This is a genomic window from Dokdonia sp. Asnod3-C12 (genome assembly GCF_045063975.1).
Lineage (GTDB): Bacteria > Bacteroidota > Bacteroidia > Flavobacteriales > Flavobacteriaceae > Dokdonia.
Genome location: NZ_JBEFNY010000003.1, coordinates 82,142 through 97,693 on the forward strand (window position 1 = coordinate 82,142; position 15,552 = coordinate 97,693).

The 15,552-nt window shown below is 37.0% G+C and carries 17 protein-coding genes; 16 read left to right on the forward strand and 1 reads right to left on the reverse strand.

The features are described 5' to 3' along the window. Window positions 1-26: 26 nt before the first annotated feature. From ACJJVW_RS00405 to ACJJVW_RS00440, 8 genes are all read left to right on the forward strand, one after another. Window positions 27-287: a hypothetical protein gene (locus ACJJVW_RS00405; RefSeq protein WP_339849013.1), complete on the forward strand. Its 261-nt coding sequence runs from the start codon at window positions 27-29 to the stop codon at window positions 285-287. Window positions 288-516: 229 nt separating this feature from the next. Beyond that, a complete protein-coding gene (locus ACJJVW_RS00410; RefSeq protein WP_405250365.1) occupies window positions 517-1,752 on the forward strand; it encodes an MDR family MFS transporter in 1,236 nt (411 codons plus the stop codon). A gap of 5 nt (window positions 1,753-1,757) precedes the next feature. Then, entirely contained in the window at window positions 1,758-2,516 is a 759-nt protein-coding gene (locus tag ACJJVW_RS00415; protein ID WP_405250366.1) for a DJ-1/PfpI family protein, read from the forward strand. Between the two features lie 10 nt (window positions 2,517-2,526). Next, the gene (locus ACJJVW_RS00420; protein ID WP_405250367.1) at window positions 2,527-3,165 is read left to right on the forward strand and encodes an HAD family hydrolase; all 639 of its coding nucleotides are present in this window, start codon (window positions 2,527-2,529) and stop codon (window positions 3,163-3,165) included. A gap of 9 nt (window positions 3,166-3,174) precedes the next feature. Then, window positions 3,175-3,522 (forward strand): arsenate reductase (glutaredoxin), encoded by a 348-nt coding sequence (gene arsC, locus ACJJVW_RS00425; protein WP_405250368.1) that lies wholly within the window; start codon window positions 3,175-3,177, stop codon window positions 3,520-3,522. A 17-nt stretch (window positions 3,523-3,539) separates the two neighbouring features. Next, the gene (locus ACJJVW_RS00430) at window positions 3,540-3,875 is read left to right on the forward strand and encodes a hypothetical protein (protein WP_405250369.1); all 336 of its coding nucleotides are present in this window, start codon (window positions 3,540-3,542) and stop codon (window positions 3,873-3,875) included. Window positions 3,876-4,024: 149 nt separating this feature from the next. Then, window positions 4,025-4,873, forward strand: a complete 849-nt coding sequence (locus ACJJVW_RS00435) for a universal stress protein (RefSeq protein ID WP_405250370.1) — start codon at window positions 4,025-4,027, stop codon at window positions 4,871-4,873. Then, the gene (locus ACJJVW_RS00440) at window positions 4,870-7,101 is read left to right on the forward strand and encodes a SulP family inorganic anion transporter (RefSeq protein WP_405250371.1); all 2,232 of its coding nucleotides are present in this window, start codon (window positions 4,870-4,872) and stop codon (window positions 7,099-7,101) included. Before ACJJVW_RS00435 ends, ACJJVW_RS00440 begins: the two co-directional genes overlap by 4 nt. Before the next feature lie 53 nt (window positions 7,102-7,154). Here the strand turns inward: ACJJVW_RS00440 and ACJJVW_RS00445 are convergent, their stop codons facing one another. Further along, window positions 7,155-7,508, reverse strand: coding sequence for a 4Fe-4S dicluster domain-containing protein (locus ACJJVW_RS00445; RefSeq protein WP_013751940.1), 354 nt, complete (start codon window positions 7,506-7,508; stop codon window positions 7,155-7,157). Between the two features lie 61 nt (window positions 7,509-7,569). On the opposite strand from ACJJVW_RS00445, the gene ACJJVW_RS00450 reads away from it, so the two are divergent. The 8 genes from ACJJVW_RS00450 to ACJJVW_RS00485 all read left to right on the forward strand — a co-directional run bounded on the left by ACJJVW_RS00450 (window position 7,570) and on the right by ACJJVW_RS00485 (window position 15,532). Next, complete coding sequence (locus ACJJVW_RS00450; protein ID WP_298327816.1) at window positions 7,570-8,649, forward strand: acyl-CoA reductase; 1,080 nt, start codon at window positions 7,570-7,572, stop codon at window positions 8,647-8,649. An 83-nt stretch (window positions 8,650-8,732) separates the two neighbouring features. Further along, the gene (serC, locus tag ACJJVW_RS00455; RefSeq protein ID WP_144784248.1) at window positions 8,733-9,797 is read left to right on the forward strand and encodes a 3-phosphoserine/phosphohydroxythreonine transaminase; all 1,065 of its coding nucleotides are present in this window, start codon (window positions 8,733-8,735) and stop codon (window positions 9,795-9,797) included. 50 nt (window positions 9,798-9,847) lie between these two features. Further along, a complete protein-coding gene (locus ACJJVW_RS00460) occupies window positions 9,848-10,798 on the forward strand; it encodes a D-2-hydroxyacid dehydrogenase (protein ID WP_405250372.1) in 951 nt (316 codons plus the stop codon). Between the two features lie 188 nt (window positions 10,799-10,986). Beyond that, complete coding sequence (locus tag ACJJVW_RS00465; protein WP_013751936.1) at window positions 10,987-11,622, forward strand: DUF937 domain-containing protein; 636 nt, start codon at window positions 10,987-10,989, stop codon at window positions 11,620-11,622. A gap of 204 nt (window positions 11,623-11,826) precedes the next feature. Then, complete coding sequence (locus ACJJVW_RS00470; protein ID WP_298327802.1) at window positions 11,827-12,234, forward strand: DUF6146 family protein; 408 nt, start codon at window positions 11,827-11,829, stop codon at window positions 12,232-12,234. A gap of 18 nt (window positions 12,235-12,252) precedes the next feature. Beyond that, on the forward strand, window positions 12,253-12,768 hold the full coding sequence (locus ACJJVW_RS00475; protein WP_339848979.1) for a DUF6787 family protein: 516 nt from the start codon (window positions 12,253-12,255) through the stop codon (window positions 12,766-12,768). Beyond that, window positions 12,765-13,097 (forward strand): hypothetical protein, encoded by a 333-nt coding sequence (locus ACJJVW_RS00480; protein WP_339848976.1) that lies wholly within the window; start codon window positions 12,765-12,767, stop codon window positions 13,095-13,097. The genes ACJJVW_RS00475 and ACJJVW_RS00480 overlap by 4 nt, the downstream gene beginning before the upstream one ends. 38 nt (window positions 13,098-13,135) lie before the next feature. Further along, window positions 13,136-15,532 carry a TonB-dependent receptor gene (locus ACJJVW_RS00485; protein WP_405250373.1) on the forward strand — a complete coding sequence of 799 codons (2,397 nt, stop codon included), beginning with the start codon at window positions 13,136-13,138 and terminating at the stop codon, window positions 15,530-15,532. Window positions 15,533-15,552: the final 20 nt, after the last annotated feature.

A 15,552-nucleotide genomic window follows, 5' to 3' on the forward strand; every position in this document is an offset into this window, starting at 1 on the left:
ATTTTTAAAACATATCAGTAATCAAAATGAAAATAGATCTTTCTAATAAAACCTCTAACCAACTTCGCTCTAATCTTAACTTGATTACAGTGATTATTGTTGCCTTGCTTATCGTGATATCATTTCTAATTGGTATCTCGATTTACGGGATTACTACAAGGGAAGATTCAAATTCTTTTATAGCTACACTGGTAGTTGGTATTTCTTGCTTGGGTACAGTTCCATTGCAGTTTATTATAAGAGGGGCTATCAAAAAAGAATTGAAATCAAGAGGAGAGATTGTATAAACGTTACGCCTTCGCGAAAGCGTACTCAACTCAATTATTTTTATAACTTTACACATAGTATGATATTAATCACAACATATACATTCATCTCGTGTGCAACGCTGCGCCAGACTTGATATGTTGTCACTATATGATTATAAAGAGTAACAATATAAAAGAGTCCGGCCACCACGCTGGACTCTTTACTTTTATGGTCTAGCGTAGGTCTTTACCATCTAATCTATCGTTTATGAAAACACTACTACGCAACTATACAAATACTTTTAAAGGGCTATCTAGAGAAATCTGGTGGCTATCGCTCATCACATTGATAAACAGAGCGGGCGCTATGGTGATTCCTTTTCTTTCTATTTATTTAAATAAAGATCTCCATTTTAGCCTGCCAGATGTTGCATGGATTATGACGTCTTATGGTCTTGGTTCTTTTGCCGGAGCATGGCTAGGTGGTAAATTGTGTGACATAATAGGTTATTATAAAGTCATCCTTTTAAGTTTAATTTTTACTGGAATAAACTTTTTATGGGTGATGCATGTAGAGACTTTCTGGGTAATGTGCTTCTCATTTTTTATCCTCATGGCACTGGCAGATATGGGGCGTCCTGCGTTTTTTGTAGCGCTAAGTGCCTACTCAAAACCAGAAAATAAAACACGCTCACTTACCCTAATACGACTTGCTATTAATTTAGGTTTTTCTGTAGGGCCCGCTGTGGGAGGAATTCTTATTGCCACAGCAGGATATGATGCGCTATTCTATGTAGACGGCTTGACGTGTCTCTTTGCTGCTATCCTGATGACTCAAGTATTAAATCCTAAAAAAACAAAGGAACTTGATAAAGAAGTCATGATTGAAAACCCTAAAAAACCTTTGCTTGACACGCCTTATGTGCTGTTTCTCGTTGCGCTTGCGTTATTTGGGATTGTCTTTGTACAATACTTTTCGACAGTGCCATTATATTATAAAGATGAATATAAACTTGGTGAGGATGCCATAGGACTTATTCTTGCTCTTAACGGTATTTTGATTGTAGTGTTTGAAATGCCACTCATCGCTTGGATGGAAAAGAAAAACCTCTCTAACGTACAAAGCACCATCTTGGGATTACTCATGACAGGTGCTAGTTTTGTGTTACTACTATGGGAAACATGGGTAGGCATTATAGTCATTGGGATGATTATCGCAACCTTTGGGGAGATGATTTCGTTTCCCTTTAGTAATAAATTTGCTTTAGACCGCTCTAAGTTAGGAAGACAAGGCGCATACATGGGCGTTTACAGCATGTCATTTTCGGTAGCGCATATTTTTGGGCACAATAGTGGTATGCAAATCACAGAAGCATTTGGTTTTCAAACGACGTGGATATTTTTGATAGGACTCACGCTTATCGCTTGGCTATTGTTATATATTGTTAAGCGCATGCTTGCAAATGAAACACCGCCAGAACCTGTATCTTTAACTTCAAAATAAGATTTATGAGAATTATTATTATCATTTTAAGTGCCCTTTTGGTACAAGCATGCAATACTAATAAAGACGATCAAAAGTCATTACAAGAGCATATTACAAATGAAAATAACGCTTTCGCGAAAGCGCAACCTGTATTAGATACATCTAGGTATAACGTAGCTTTCTTAATTATGGATGGCACTTTTAATACGGAACTCACGGCGCCTTTTGATATTTTTCAGCACACGATTTACAGAGATAGTATTAAGGCAATGAATGTGTTTACCGTTGCAAATACACTGGATCCTATTAGAACATTTGAAGGTATGTACCTCCTACCCGATTTTGATTATACACAGGGAAATATGCCTAAGATTGACATTCTAGTAATCCCTAGCGCAGAGCATCACCTAGATACAGATCTAGATGATGCGGCGATGATTTCGTTTGTTCAGAAAGTAGATAAAGAAGCTCTTTTTATGACTTCTCATTGTGACGGTGCCTTTGTGCTTGCAAAGGCAGGACTTCTCAATGATAAAGTTTCTACTACTTTCCCGAGTGATATAGATAAAATGAGAGCTAAATTTCCAGCACTAGATATTAGAAAAGAAACCCTATTTGTTCATGACGGAAAATACATTACCTCTGCTGGTGGTGCCAAAAGTTTTGAGGCTGCACTCTACCTTACAGAACACTTATATGGTGCAGAAATAGCACGTTCACTAGCAGGAGGATTAGTGATAGACTGGAATCTAGATACCGTCCCACACACGATTATTGACTAAAAAAAGAGCTATGAAAGAACAAAATATTAATACTATTATTTTTGATCTAGGCGGTGTACTTATAGACTGGAGTCCAGAATACGTTTATCTCAAAGAATTTAGAGGAGATCGAGCAAAGATGGATTGGTTTCTCAATCACATTTGCGCATGGGACTGGAATGTTAACCAAGACGCTGGTTATTCTCTAGAGAAAGCTACACAAGAACGCATAGCAATGTTTCCAGAATATGAAAGGCTCATAAAAATGTATTATGGGCGATGGGAAGAAATGCTCGGTTTTACTCATGAAGGCACGCTACAGGTTCTTAAAGAACTTATAGATAATCCCGACTATAGAGTGCTTGCACTTACTAACTGGAGTGGTGAGACATTCCCTATTGCGCTTAAAAAGTTTCCTTGGTTGCAATGGTTTGAAGGAATTCTAGTCTCTGGAGATGAGGGAACTCGTAAACCCTTTAGAGATATCTATGATCTTATGCTGGATCGTTATAAGATTGAACCGTCTCAAGCTATATTTATAGATGATAGTCTAAAAAATATCCAAGGTTGCGAGGTGGCTGGAATAACAGGTATTCATTTTACAGATGCACAAACACTTGCGGTCCAACTTAGATCAAAAGGAGTACACGTAACACTACAAGAAAAATAACTATTACATATGATTAAAATATATCACAATCCTCGCTGTTCAAAGAGCAGACAAGGTCTAGCTTTGCTAGAAGAGTCCGGAAAAGAATTTGAAGTAATAAAATATCTTGATAATCCTCTTTCTGAAACAGCGCTTGCATCTCTTATTGATATGCTTGATATATCTCCTATGGAACTCGTAAGAAAAGGCGAAACTATCTGGAAGGAAAACTATAAAGGAAGAGAACTTAGCGATACGGATGTTATAGCCGCTATGTCTCAACATCCTAAATTAATAGAGCGTCCCATTGTAGTTCTCGGAAAAAAGGCCGTTATTGGACGACCTCTAGAAAATATAGAAAAGCTCTTGAGCTTATAATTTTAAAAATAAATATTATGAAAATAATTATCGCATTAGTACTCTTTGCCTTTGTTGGAATATCAAATGTTCAAGCACAAAGCCCTAGCATAAGTACTACAAATACAGAAAAAGTAAGTGAGATTGACATGCTTAAACAGAAACTCAATCTTAGCTCAGAACAAGTAGCAAATATTTCTAAAACTATAAAAGCATTTAAATCTACAGAAGATAGACTTAGAGCTGGAGGTCTTAGCGCTGCAGATAAAAAAGAAGAGCTTGCTAAACTTGCCAAACGTAAAGATGGTAATATGCAAACGTTTTTAACTGAAGAGCAATATGCTATATACAGTAGTCTCAAAAACAGTAATTAAAAACTAAGTTTAATAACATCCAGATGTTCAAGCATTTGGATGTTCTGTTTTACAACAGCTTGTTGTCATCATATCTGGAAAGTCAGGATATACATCATTATTACGTATAATTATGTTACCTTGACTCACTCATAAAACTAAACGACTCTGTGAGTCCCAATCCCTTTAAAATTATAGGCGTAGGCGCCACCTTCTCTCCTAACCTCAAAGCAAATTTGTATGAGGCTGCTAGACTATGTCTTCATTTTAATGCAACGTTAGTAGTGATTCACGTAGGTGATCATACAGATGAGAAACATCAATCTTTTGAGAAATTACTCACTAGTTTTCATCAAGAAGGTCTTAAATCTGAAATAGTATTTAAGCCTGGAGACCCTGTTAAAGTGATGATAGAAGCTGCCAGTACTTTAAAGATTGATTTACTCATTGTTGGTGCGCTTCAAAGAGAAAATTTTGTCAATTACTACTTAGGGTCTATTGCCAGAAAAATAACGCGAGGTGCCTCTTGCTCTGTGCTCTTACTTATCAATCCCTCTGTAACACGTATTCCCTGTAAACATGTAGTTGTAAATGGCCTTGAAGACCCCAAAACAGAACAAACCATAACCACTGCCTTTTACGTTGCTCACGGTCTGAGTGCAGATAAAATGACCATCGTAGAAGAAATTACTGAGAACGAAATTCACGTAAATGTAGATGATGATACCTCACTACGCCGAGCAAATATTGCTAAGGAAAAACTGCGTAGACGAGAGGAAAGCAGAGTACAGCAAATTATAAATAAAGTGCCTCAAGAAATACAGCAACGTGTAGATGCAAGGTCTCAAGCCATTTTTGGTAAACGAGGATACTCCATTGGTCATTATGCGGAGGTCGTAAGAGCAGATTTATTAATCATGAACGCCCCATCAAAAACATCATTTTGGGATCGTTTATTTCCACATGATATTGAGCATATTCTCACAGAACTCCCTACAGATGTATTAATTGTACGATGAGTCCAAAAGAGAATTCTATAAATATTTTTTTTAAAACGCTTCCGCGAAATATTTTTTCGGGATTTGTAGTAAGTCTAATTGCACTACCATTAGGTTTAGGACTTGCAATGGCTAGTGAGGCTCCGCCTATCTCAGGAATTATCACTGCTGTTGTAGGAGGAATATTAGTATCCATACTTGGCGGAAGTAATGTAACTATCACAGGACCTGGGAATGGTCTTGTGGGAGTAGTACTCATAGCAATTACAGCCCTAGGATTAGAAAGCACGTATGCTGCTATTATTTGTTCTGGTGGACTACTTATGTTATTAGGTTTTCTGCGTATGGGAAAACTAGCAGATTTCTTTCCCTCTTCTGCGATACAGGGGATGCTAGCCGCCATCGGTCTTATTATTCTAGGAAAGCAGTTCCACATCATGCTAGGTAATAAAATTACTCGCGACGGTAGCCTTGACTATCTACTGGAAATCCCAAATTCAATTATTGGCGTTTTCAGTTATACAGATACAGGACTCATCTTTGCCGCTATCTTTGGCTTAGGCAGTCTTGCAATTATGATTTTTTATGGAAAAATCAGAAACAAATATTTACAACTCGTCCCTGCACCTATGTGGATTGTGTTGCTTTCTATAGGTTTTAGTTATTATTATGAGCTTGTACTTGGTTTACCTAACCCTATTGCTCAAGAATATATGATAAGTGGTATCCCAGCACTAGGAGATATCGTAGAGGATTTACCAATACCTAATTTTGGGTCTGTTGGGACATTTACCTTTTGGGCAAGTGTCTTGTCACTTACCCTCATCGCAAGTATAGAATCGTTGCTTAGTATAAAAGCAGTAGATAAGCTAGATCCCCTCAAACGTAGGTCAAATATTAATCGTGACCTCAAGGCCTTAGGTCTGGCAACTGTAGGATCAGGGTTTTTAGGTGGTCTTAACGTAGTTACTGTTATTGCTAGAAGTTCTGTAAATGTAAATAATGGTGGTACTAATAGAAGTGCCAACTTTAGCCACGCTACATTCTTAGTCATTTTTATCGCATTATTTAGTACGCAACTTACGCGTATTCCCTTACCGGCTTTAATGGCTATTCTTGTGTATACAGGATATAAGCTTGCATCACCTGTAGTTGTGAGAAAGATGTTTACTATTGGTAAAGAGCAAGTACTTATTTTCTTTGTTACGCTATTGACTACGTTGTTTGTAGATCTTATATCTGGTATTCTAGCAGGTATTGTCATCACATTTATCATTCATATTCTTTTAAATAAAAGCACAGGGCTATTTCTTAGAAACATGTTTAAGCCAAACGTGTTGATGTTCCAAGAAACGGGAGACAAAGGAGGAAGTAACTATTATGTGAGTGTAAAACACTTTTGTACCTTTTTAAACTTTTACAAACTCAAACAAAAGCTAGAAGCTATTCCTGAGAGTCAGGACGTGGTGGTAGATTTTTCAAAATGTAGCTTTGTAGATCACACAGTCATGGAGAATCTTCACGACTTTCAAGAAGTATTCAGTAAAAAAGGTGGGCACTTTGAGGTTGTAGGCCTCGATATGCATGATACAGACTCTTCACATCCTTTTGCACTGCGCAAGATGATAACAGTGCCTAAGATGTTTACAAAGAGTAAAACCAAACGCCAAGTATCACTTGAAGAACTTGCTCAAAGCTATAATCTAGAATATCATCCAGAAAAAAATGAAGATGTTCATGAGCTTACAGATTTTCTTTATTTCCAGACAAAACATATAAATCACTCATATAACGAGTTTAAGGATGATGATAATGTCCTGCATCTCTTTGATATTATTTACTCAGAAGGAGAATTTATAGCACAGGGAACCGTACGCTCAACTATGATCACCATAGACTTGCCTACTCCTATTCCATCGTTTACAATAGATAAAGAAGGATTTTTAGAAAAGTTTTATGCGATAACGGGTTGGAATGACATCAACATTGATGGTCACACAGACTTTTCTAATCGATTTTTTTTATTAGGAGAAAACGAGTATGCCATTAAGAGTTTCTTTTCTAATGAGCTTATTCATTTCTTAGAGAGCAATCCTTATTACCACATAGAATCAAAAGGAGATCAGCTACTTATTTTTAACAAAGAGCGACCTGCCACGATTAAAGAAATTAAAGCGTTGCTGGACTATGCTAGAAGATTACAGCAAGTTATCCATAACATTACCGGAGAACTTGTAGCGGTTATTTAAAACAACAACGCCATCCTTACAGGATGGCTTTGTTGTTTTATAGAGCATAATACTTATGCATCTTTATGCATAAATGATTGTTTTGCTAGCAATACCTCCTCTGTTTCTACATGCTCATCATCCGGTACACAGCAATCTACTGGACATACTGCAGCACATTGTGGCTCGTCATGGAAACCTTTACATTCGGTACACTTATCTGGAATGATATAGTAAATCTCATCACTCACAGGTTGTTGTGCTTCATTTGCATCTACTTCTTTTCCGTTAGGTAAGACAACATTTCCTTCTAGGTCTGTTCCATCTGCATAGCGCCAGTCATCTGCGCCTTCGTAAATGGCAGTGTTAGGACACTCAGGCTCGCAAGCTCCACAGTTTATACATTCGTCTGTTATGATAATTGCCATAGTTTTCTTTTTGGGTAACTTTGCACAAAAATAACGCCTAGACACCGATTTGCCAAAACCTATGACACTTCAACTACGAATTAACGCTTTTATTGAGCTAGGAAAATTTTTAAGTCAGTTTACACGTGACTCAATTGCCCAAAAAGAAGGAGTACTACACAATGATCTCTTCTTTGACGGAATGCAGCATCAGTTTAAACTAGCCAGCGAAAACAACGGCTGGTTCACTAAAGAAAATATACTCTTCGCTTTAGAAGGCTGGGCACAGTCACTTACTCAAGAAAAACTTACTGAGTGGCTTGATGGGTACGATACCGCTTTCGCGAAAGCGCAACCACAACAAACCGTTGCCGTAATCATGGCAGGTAATATCCCATTAGTAGGCTTTCATGACTTTATGTGCGTATTAATTGCTGGGCATAAATTTGTAGGAAAACAATCGTCTAATGATAAGCACCTCCTACCCTTTCTTGCAAAATATCTAGAATATGCAGAACCTGCTTTTAAAGAAACCATAAGCTTCACCGAAGATAAATTACCAGCCTACGATGCTGTAATTGCGACAGGAAGCGATAATACTGCTAGGTATTTTGAATATTACTTTGGTAAAAAGCCTAACATCATCCGTAAAAACAGAAATTCTGTTGCAGTACTTACAGGTAATGAAACAGAAGATGAGCTTATTGCGCTAGGTGAAGATATATTTAGATACTACGGTTTAGGATGCCGTAATGTATCAAAATTGTATGTGCCACAAGATTACAATTTTGATGCCTTTTTCAAAGCTATTTATCACTGGAGCGATATTATGAATGGTGCAAAGTATGCCAATAATTATGACTACAATAAAGCGGTGTATTTAATGAGCCTCTTTGAGCTCTTAGAGAATGGTTTCTTAATGCTCAAGGAAGATGAAAGCTACGGCTCACCTATCGCGACTTTATTTTATGAAAAATATGAATCAATGGAAAGCCTAGTTGAAAAGCTTGAAGCAGATAAAGATCGTATTCAATGTGTTGTGGGGAATACAGCACTAGAAAGCCAAGTTAAGGAGCTCACTCCAATAGGAAAAACTCAAAAACCTGAGCTTTATGATTATGCAGATGGAGTTGATACTATTACATTTTTGACATCATTATAGCCAATATTTTATCGATTTATCTATTGCTTTTTATAACGTTTTGGGCATCTTTGTAAAGCACAAAACGCATAAAATAGCACACCATGAAGAAGCACAACTTTAGCGCAGGACCTTGTATCTTACCTCAAGATGTTTTTAAAGAAGCATCACAGGCTATATTAGACTTTAATGATTCCGGACTTTCTATTCTTGAGATTTCTCATAGAAGCAAAGACTTTGTAGATGTAATGGACGAGGCTAGAAATCTAGCATTAGAATTACTGGGTTTAGAAGGCAAAGGTTATAAAGCACTTTTTTTACAAGGTGGAGCGAGTATGCAATTTTTAATGGTAGCATACAACTTACTAGAAACAAAGGCTGGTTATATTAACACTGGAACTTGGAGTGATAAAGCTATCAAAGAGGCAAAACTTTTTGGAGAGGTTGCTGAGGTTGCATCTAGTAAGGAGGCAAATTTCAATTACATACCTAAAGGATTTATACTTCCAGAAAACTTAGACTATCTACATCTCACAAGTAACAACACTATTTTTGGGACACAAATTAAGCATTTCCCAGAGGTAGATTGTCCTCTTATATGTGATATGAGTAGTGACATTTTTTCTAGAGAGATTGATTTTAATCAATTTGACTTAATCTATGCAGGTGCTCAGAAAAATATGGGACCAGCAGGAACTACACTTATTATAGTAAGAGAAGATATTCTTGGTAAAGTGACTCGTAAGATTCCATCTATGCTGGATTATCAAACGCACATAAGTAAAGGAAGTATGTTTAATACGCCTCCTGTATATGCAGTATATATCTCAATGCTTACTATGCGCTGGTTAAAAGAACAAGGTGGCGTAAAAGCGATTGAAGAAATCAATAATAAAAAAGCAACACTACTTTATAGCGAGATAGAACTTAATCCACTATTTAAAGGATTCGCTGCCAAAGAAGATCGTTCTACCATGAACGCTACATTCTCACTTACAGATGGTGATCTTAAAGATGCCTTTGATGCCATGTGGAAAGAAGCAGGCATTAATGGTTTAAATGGTCACAGAAGTGTAGGCGGTTATAGAGCTTCTATGTACAATGCCCTATCTATGGATAGCGTAGGTGTACTAGTAGACGTAATGAGCGAACTAGAAAGAAAAGCTTAAATCCACAAGGACAAAACAACAATATTAAACCGCATATAATAGCATTTACTATGAAAGTATTAGCAAACGACGGAATATCACAAACGGGAGTAGACGCTCTTACAGCTGGAGGATTTGAAGTAATTACAACAAATGTTGCTCAGGACCAACTGGAAAACTACATCAATGAAAAGCAGATTGATGTTATTTTAGTAAGAAGTGCTACCACAGTGCGTAAGGAACTTATTGACGCTTGCCCATCTATAAAAATTATAGGACGTGGTGGCGTAGGAATGGATAATATTGATGTGCAATATGCCAGAGATAAAGGACTTCATGTAATTAATACACCAGCAGCATCGTCTGCATCTGTAGCAGAGCTCGTATTTGCTCACTTGTTTAACGGAGTTCGTTTCTTATTTGATTCTAACCGTAACATGCCACTTGAAGGTGATACAAAATTTAAAGGATTAAAGAAAGCTTACGCGAAAGGAACCGAGCTACGTGGTAAAACACTAGGTGTAATTGGTTTTGGTCGTATAGGTCAAGAGACTGCAAAAATTGCTTTGGGAGTGGGAATGAAAGTTATCTTTCATGATCCGTTTACAGAAAAAGCGACAGTTACTGTTCCTTTCTTTGACGGACAGTCTGTAGCGTTTGATCTTACTTCTGCATCAAAGGAGGAAGTTTTAAAATCTGCAGATTTCATAACACTTCACGTTCCTGCACAAAAAGACTATGTAATAGGTAAAGCAGAGTTCGATCTTATGAAAGATGGCGCTGCACTAGTAAACGCTGCAAGAGGTGGTGTTATAGATGAAGTAGCTCTAGTAGCTGCTTTAGATAGCAACAAACTTTCATTTGCAGGTCTAGACGTTTTTGAAAACGAACCTACTCCAGCGGTACAAGTACTTATGAATCCTAAGGTGAGTTTAACTCCACACATTGGAGCAGCAACTGGTGGAGCCCAAGATCGTATTGGTACAGAACTAGCAGAGCAAATCATAAAAATCCTTAAGTAACAATAGCATTTACAAATGCAGTAAGCTTAAACATTCGATGTTAGTTTTACTGTTTATCGATTTAAAATTGATTTTAATCGACAAGATTCTAAAAAAACCATCCAAGAGGGTGGTTTTTTTATGTCAGCAATTTTAGAACTTATAATATTTTGTACCTTGAATTTTGTAAACATTAAAAAACAACAACGATGGCAGGATTATTAGATTTATTAAATAGTGATATAGGAAAATCTCTTATTAGTGGAGCAAGTGCAAAATCAGGACAATCTGAAGGTGCAACTGCGCAGGTTTTGAGCATGGCACTTCCAGTACTTATGGGAGCCATGAAGAAAAACGTACAGACACCAGAGGGAGCAGCTGGATTAATGGGCGCTTTATCTGGAAAGCATAGTGGTGGTATTTTAGACCAACTTGGAGACCTTATGGGTAACGGAGGACCTAGTGACGACGTAGTAAATGATGGTGCTGGAATTTTAGGACACCTTTTAGGAAACAAACAACCTGCTGTTGAAAATGCATTAAGTAGCAAGTCTGGTGTAGACGCTGGATCTGTAGCTCAAATATTAAAAGTTGCTGCGCCTATCCTTATGGGAGTACTAGGAAAGCAAACTAAAGAAAATAACGTAAGTGATGGTACTGGTATGAGTGCTTTATTAGGCAGCATGCTAGGTGGTCAACCTCAAGAAAATCAAAGCCTAATCACTACTCTACTAGATGCAGATGGAGATGGAAGCATCTTAGACGACGTAGCAGGAATGGTACTAGGAAGCAATAAAAAACAAGGTGGTATAGGAGGTCTTCTAGGAGGACTTTTTGGAAAATAATCCATAAATCATCTATTCATATATTAAAGAGTGCCTGAAAAGGCACTCTTTTTTTGTTCCCTCATTGAGAGGTCTCATTTACTCATTGTAGCTTTAAATAAAGGTTACTGCTTAGTAAGTTTACACGGTATAACAATTAGTACTATCGTTAATACTACGATAAAACAAACCTGTATCACAGGTAAAATCTTTAACTTTAAGATTATGAAAAAGATAATTTACTTAGCAATTCTTACCGCTACCATAATAGGTTGTGCAACTACAAGTGGTACAAAAGACATAGGCAATACTGCAGATAATGCATCAGACACGATACGTATTGCAAATGACAGTCTAGAATATGAAATTATTATTATAGAACCAGGGTTTAATACATGGCTAGTTACACAAAGACCTAGAGGGTTTTATGGACAGTTTTTCTTAGAAAATAAAAATAGGTTTTATGTTACTGAATATAACAACAGAGTAAATAACATATCACAATACGACCCTAATCTATATATACAGCGCATAGATTACAATTCGAATACCGATTATGGCTATGAAGTAAATTACCTATTATATAATTGGTTTGAATTTTTTCAAGAACGCAACAATCAGAAACTACGATAATCGTATTTTTGCAGCGTTATGAAAGACTTTAAAAAACGCTGGGAAATTACTCAAAACTGGCAATTTATACATATTATTCTTGGCTTGATAGCTGCTCTTTTTTCGGCATATTTAATTGCTCGAGCTATTTATGTGCCTGCATATGATACTTCTGTACCCGTAGCAACTATTTTACTTAGTTTGCCTATAGCTTTCTTAATTATATGGATCACGCTTTGGCTATTTAAAAAGCTCTATTCAAGATGGGGAGTTACTTATCGCTGGGAGCTCGTAGCAATATTTCTTGCATTTGCAGTAACCGGTTCAACAGCTGGAAGACTTTCTAATCCTTTAATGGATCTTATAGGCTTAGGTAAGGATATTACAACTGGTTGGATTTACTGGCCTGTTAGAATCTTGTTAATTTTTCCTATTTATCAAGTGCTTTTAGTGATATTTGGTTGGCTATTTGGTCAGTATGCGTTCTTTAAAGCGTTTGCTACAAAAATGGTTTCCAGATTGGGACTAGGATTTTTATTTTCAAAAGAAGCTTGAAGAAAGACAGTACTCATATAATTATAAGACTTACAGCATTGTTTACAATGCTTGTATTCTTGTTACCTAGTGTAGTATCTTTTTCTCACAGCACAGCAGACCATGAACATTATGATACTTGTAAATTTACAGGAGAAGTACACGTTCATGAATCAAAACTAGATTGTGATCTTGGTGATTTACACGTTGTTAAAGCAGGAGTTTACGCTTTCGCGAAAGCGTACCAATCACCCACCATACATATCTCAAAAGAAGTAGATGTTCTATTACAGACATCATACACAACCACCATCTTAAGTTCCTCAGACCGTGGTCCCCCGTTTTGTTAAGCATTGAATTACATTCAATAATTAGCAAAACAAATTTTATGAAATTTTATTTATGGCTTAGCATTGCCTTGCTGAGCATTACGAGTACAGCACAAGAGTGTACCTATACCCTATCTGGTTATGTTATAGACCTGCACGATAATGAAGTATTATCTGGTGCAACCATTATTGTTGCAGGGTCTGAAGACGCTGTAATGACAGATAGCCTAGGCAAATATGTTATCACAGGACTTTGTGCCAACAATTACACACTACAAGTATCACATCCAGCATGTGAGACACAAATTATAAAAGTAGATGTAAGTAGAAATACTACTCGCAACATCAACATGGAGCATCATCTAGAATCTCTAGGCGATGTCCAGATTGTTGCACATGCTCATAAAAGCAAAAGCCGTACAGCGACAGAAGCTGTTGTAAACCACAGCTTACTTGAAAGTAATAGTGCAGCCTCACTAGGTGATGCTCTTAAAAACCTAAGCGGGGTTACCTCATTAAATACAGGTAACTCTGTAGTAAAACCGGTAATACAAGGGCTACACTCTAGTAGGGTTGTTCTTATTACAGAAGGTACGCGTTTACAAGATCAAGAATGGGGTGTAGAACATGATCCTAATATTGATGTGAATGCTGCTGGCGAAGTCACTGTTATTAAAGGTGCCGCAGGATTACAATATGGCGGTGATGCTATAGGTGGTACTATAATTATAGAACCAGAGCAGGTGCCTGTAAAAGACACTATTTTTGGAAGAACTATTATTACTGGTGCGACCAATGGTCGTGGAGGTTCTATTACAACTTCATTGATAAAATCTTATAATAATGGCTGGTATGGTGGCATAAACGGGACTTTGAAACGTTTTGGAGATTTTGAAGCGCCAGATTATGTCCTAAGTAATACAGCCTTGTATGAGAGAGACCTTTCTGCACGTATAGGAGTTAATAAATATCGTTACGGTGTGGAGGCTAGCTACTCGATTTTTGACAAAGAATCTGGTATTTTGCGCTCATCACACGTAGGTAATGCTGCAGATCTCTCGGTTGCAATAAATAGCCAAGAGCCATTTGTGGTAGCGCCATTTACGTACGATATTAATGCCCCTAGACAGGAAGTAAAGCATCAAATTGCAAAACTTAAATCATTTTATCGTTTTGATAACTTTGGAAAATTAAGCGCACAGTATGATTACCAGCGCAATAATAGACTAGAATTTGATATACGTAGAGATAGTGATGATTTACGACCTTCTATCGACTTACAACTTGAAACTGTAGGCGGTAAAATTGATTTTGATTACACTGCAGACAATACGCTTACAGCAAAAATAGGCGTGTCTGGAAGGTATCAAAAACATTTTCCTGATCCATCTACAGGGGTAAGAAGACTCATACCAGATTACCAAGCTCAAGATTTTGGTGTTTATGCATTAGCATCTAAAGACCTTGGAAAATGGACAATAGAGGCTGGTGCTAGATATGATTACAACAGAATCTTAGCCGAAAAGTTTTATACTACGAGCTTATGGGAAGAAAGAGGATACAATGTAGACTTTGCTCAGTTTGTACGTCAAGAATTTGATAACCAAATTTTTGTAGAGCCAGATTTTGAGTACAAGAATATATCTGCCACTGCAGGAGTATCTTATCAAATCTCTGACGCAAGTACTATATCTTTTAACTATGCGCTCGCATCTCGCTCACCTAACGTGTCAGAATTATTTTCTGACGGGTTACACCAGAGTGCTGCACGTATAGAGCTAGGTGACCTAAGTTTTAATCAAGAAGTCGCAAATAAAATTTCATTAAACTTTACAAAATCTACAGACACTTGGAGTTTTACTATTGCTCCGTTTGCAAACTTTATCGAGGATTTTATCCTCATTGAGCCTACAGGCGTACAGCAAACTATAAGAGGAAGTTTTCCTGTATGGGAGTATAGGCAGACACAAGCTAGACTGTTAGGTTTTGACATAGACAACAATGTTCAAGTAACAGATCGTATTGAGTTTTCTAACCAATTTTCGTTAGTAAAAGGAAAAGACATAACCTTAGACAATGCTTTAATTAATATGCCTTCGGCGAGTACGCGTAACACCATTACATACCGTATTCCTGAAGTTAAAAATTTAAAGCTGTCACTTGAAAGTAACTATGTATTTCGTCAAAATGAATTTCCAGATACAAACTTTGACGTATTTATACCAGAAACCAACACTACAGAACTATTAGATATAAGCACACCTCCCGATGCCTATCATCTCATAAATTTTAAAGGATCTGTTGATTTTACAATCAACGATAAAAGTGATCTTAATGTAGGTCTTATGGTAAACAATCTATTTGACACCTCTTACAGGGAGTACCTAAATCGCCAGCGCTATTTTGCAGACGATTTGGGTAGAAATATCTTACTACAACTTAAAATTAATTATTAAAATCACGCTTTCGCGAAAGC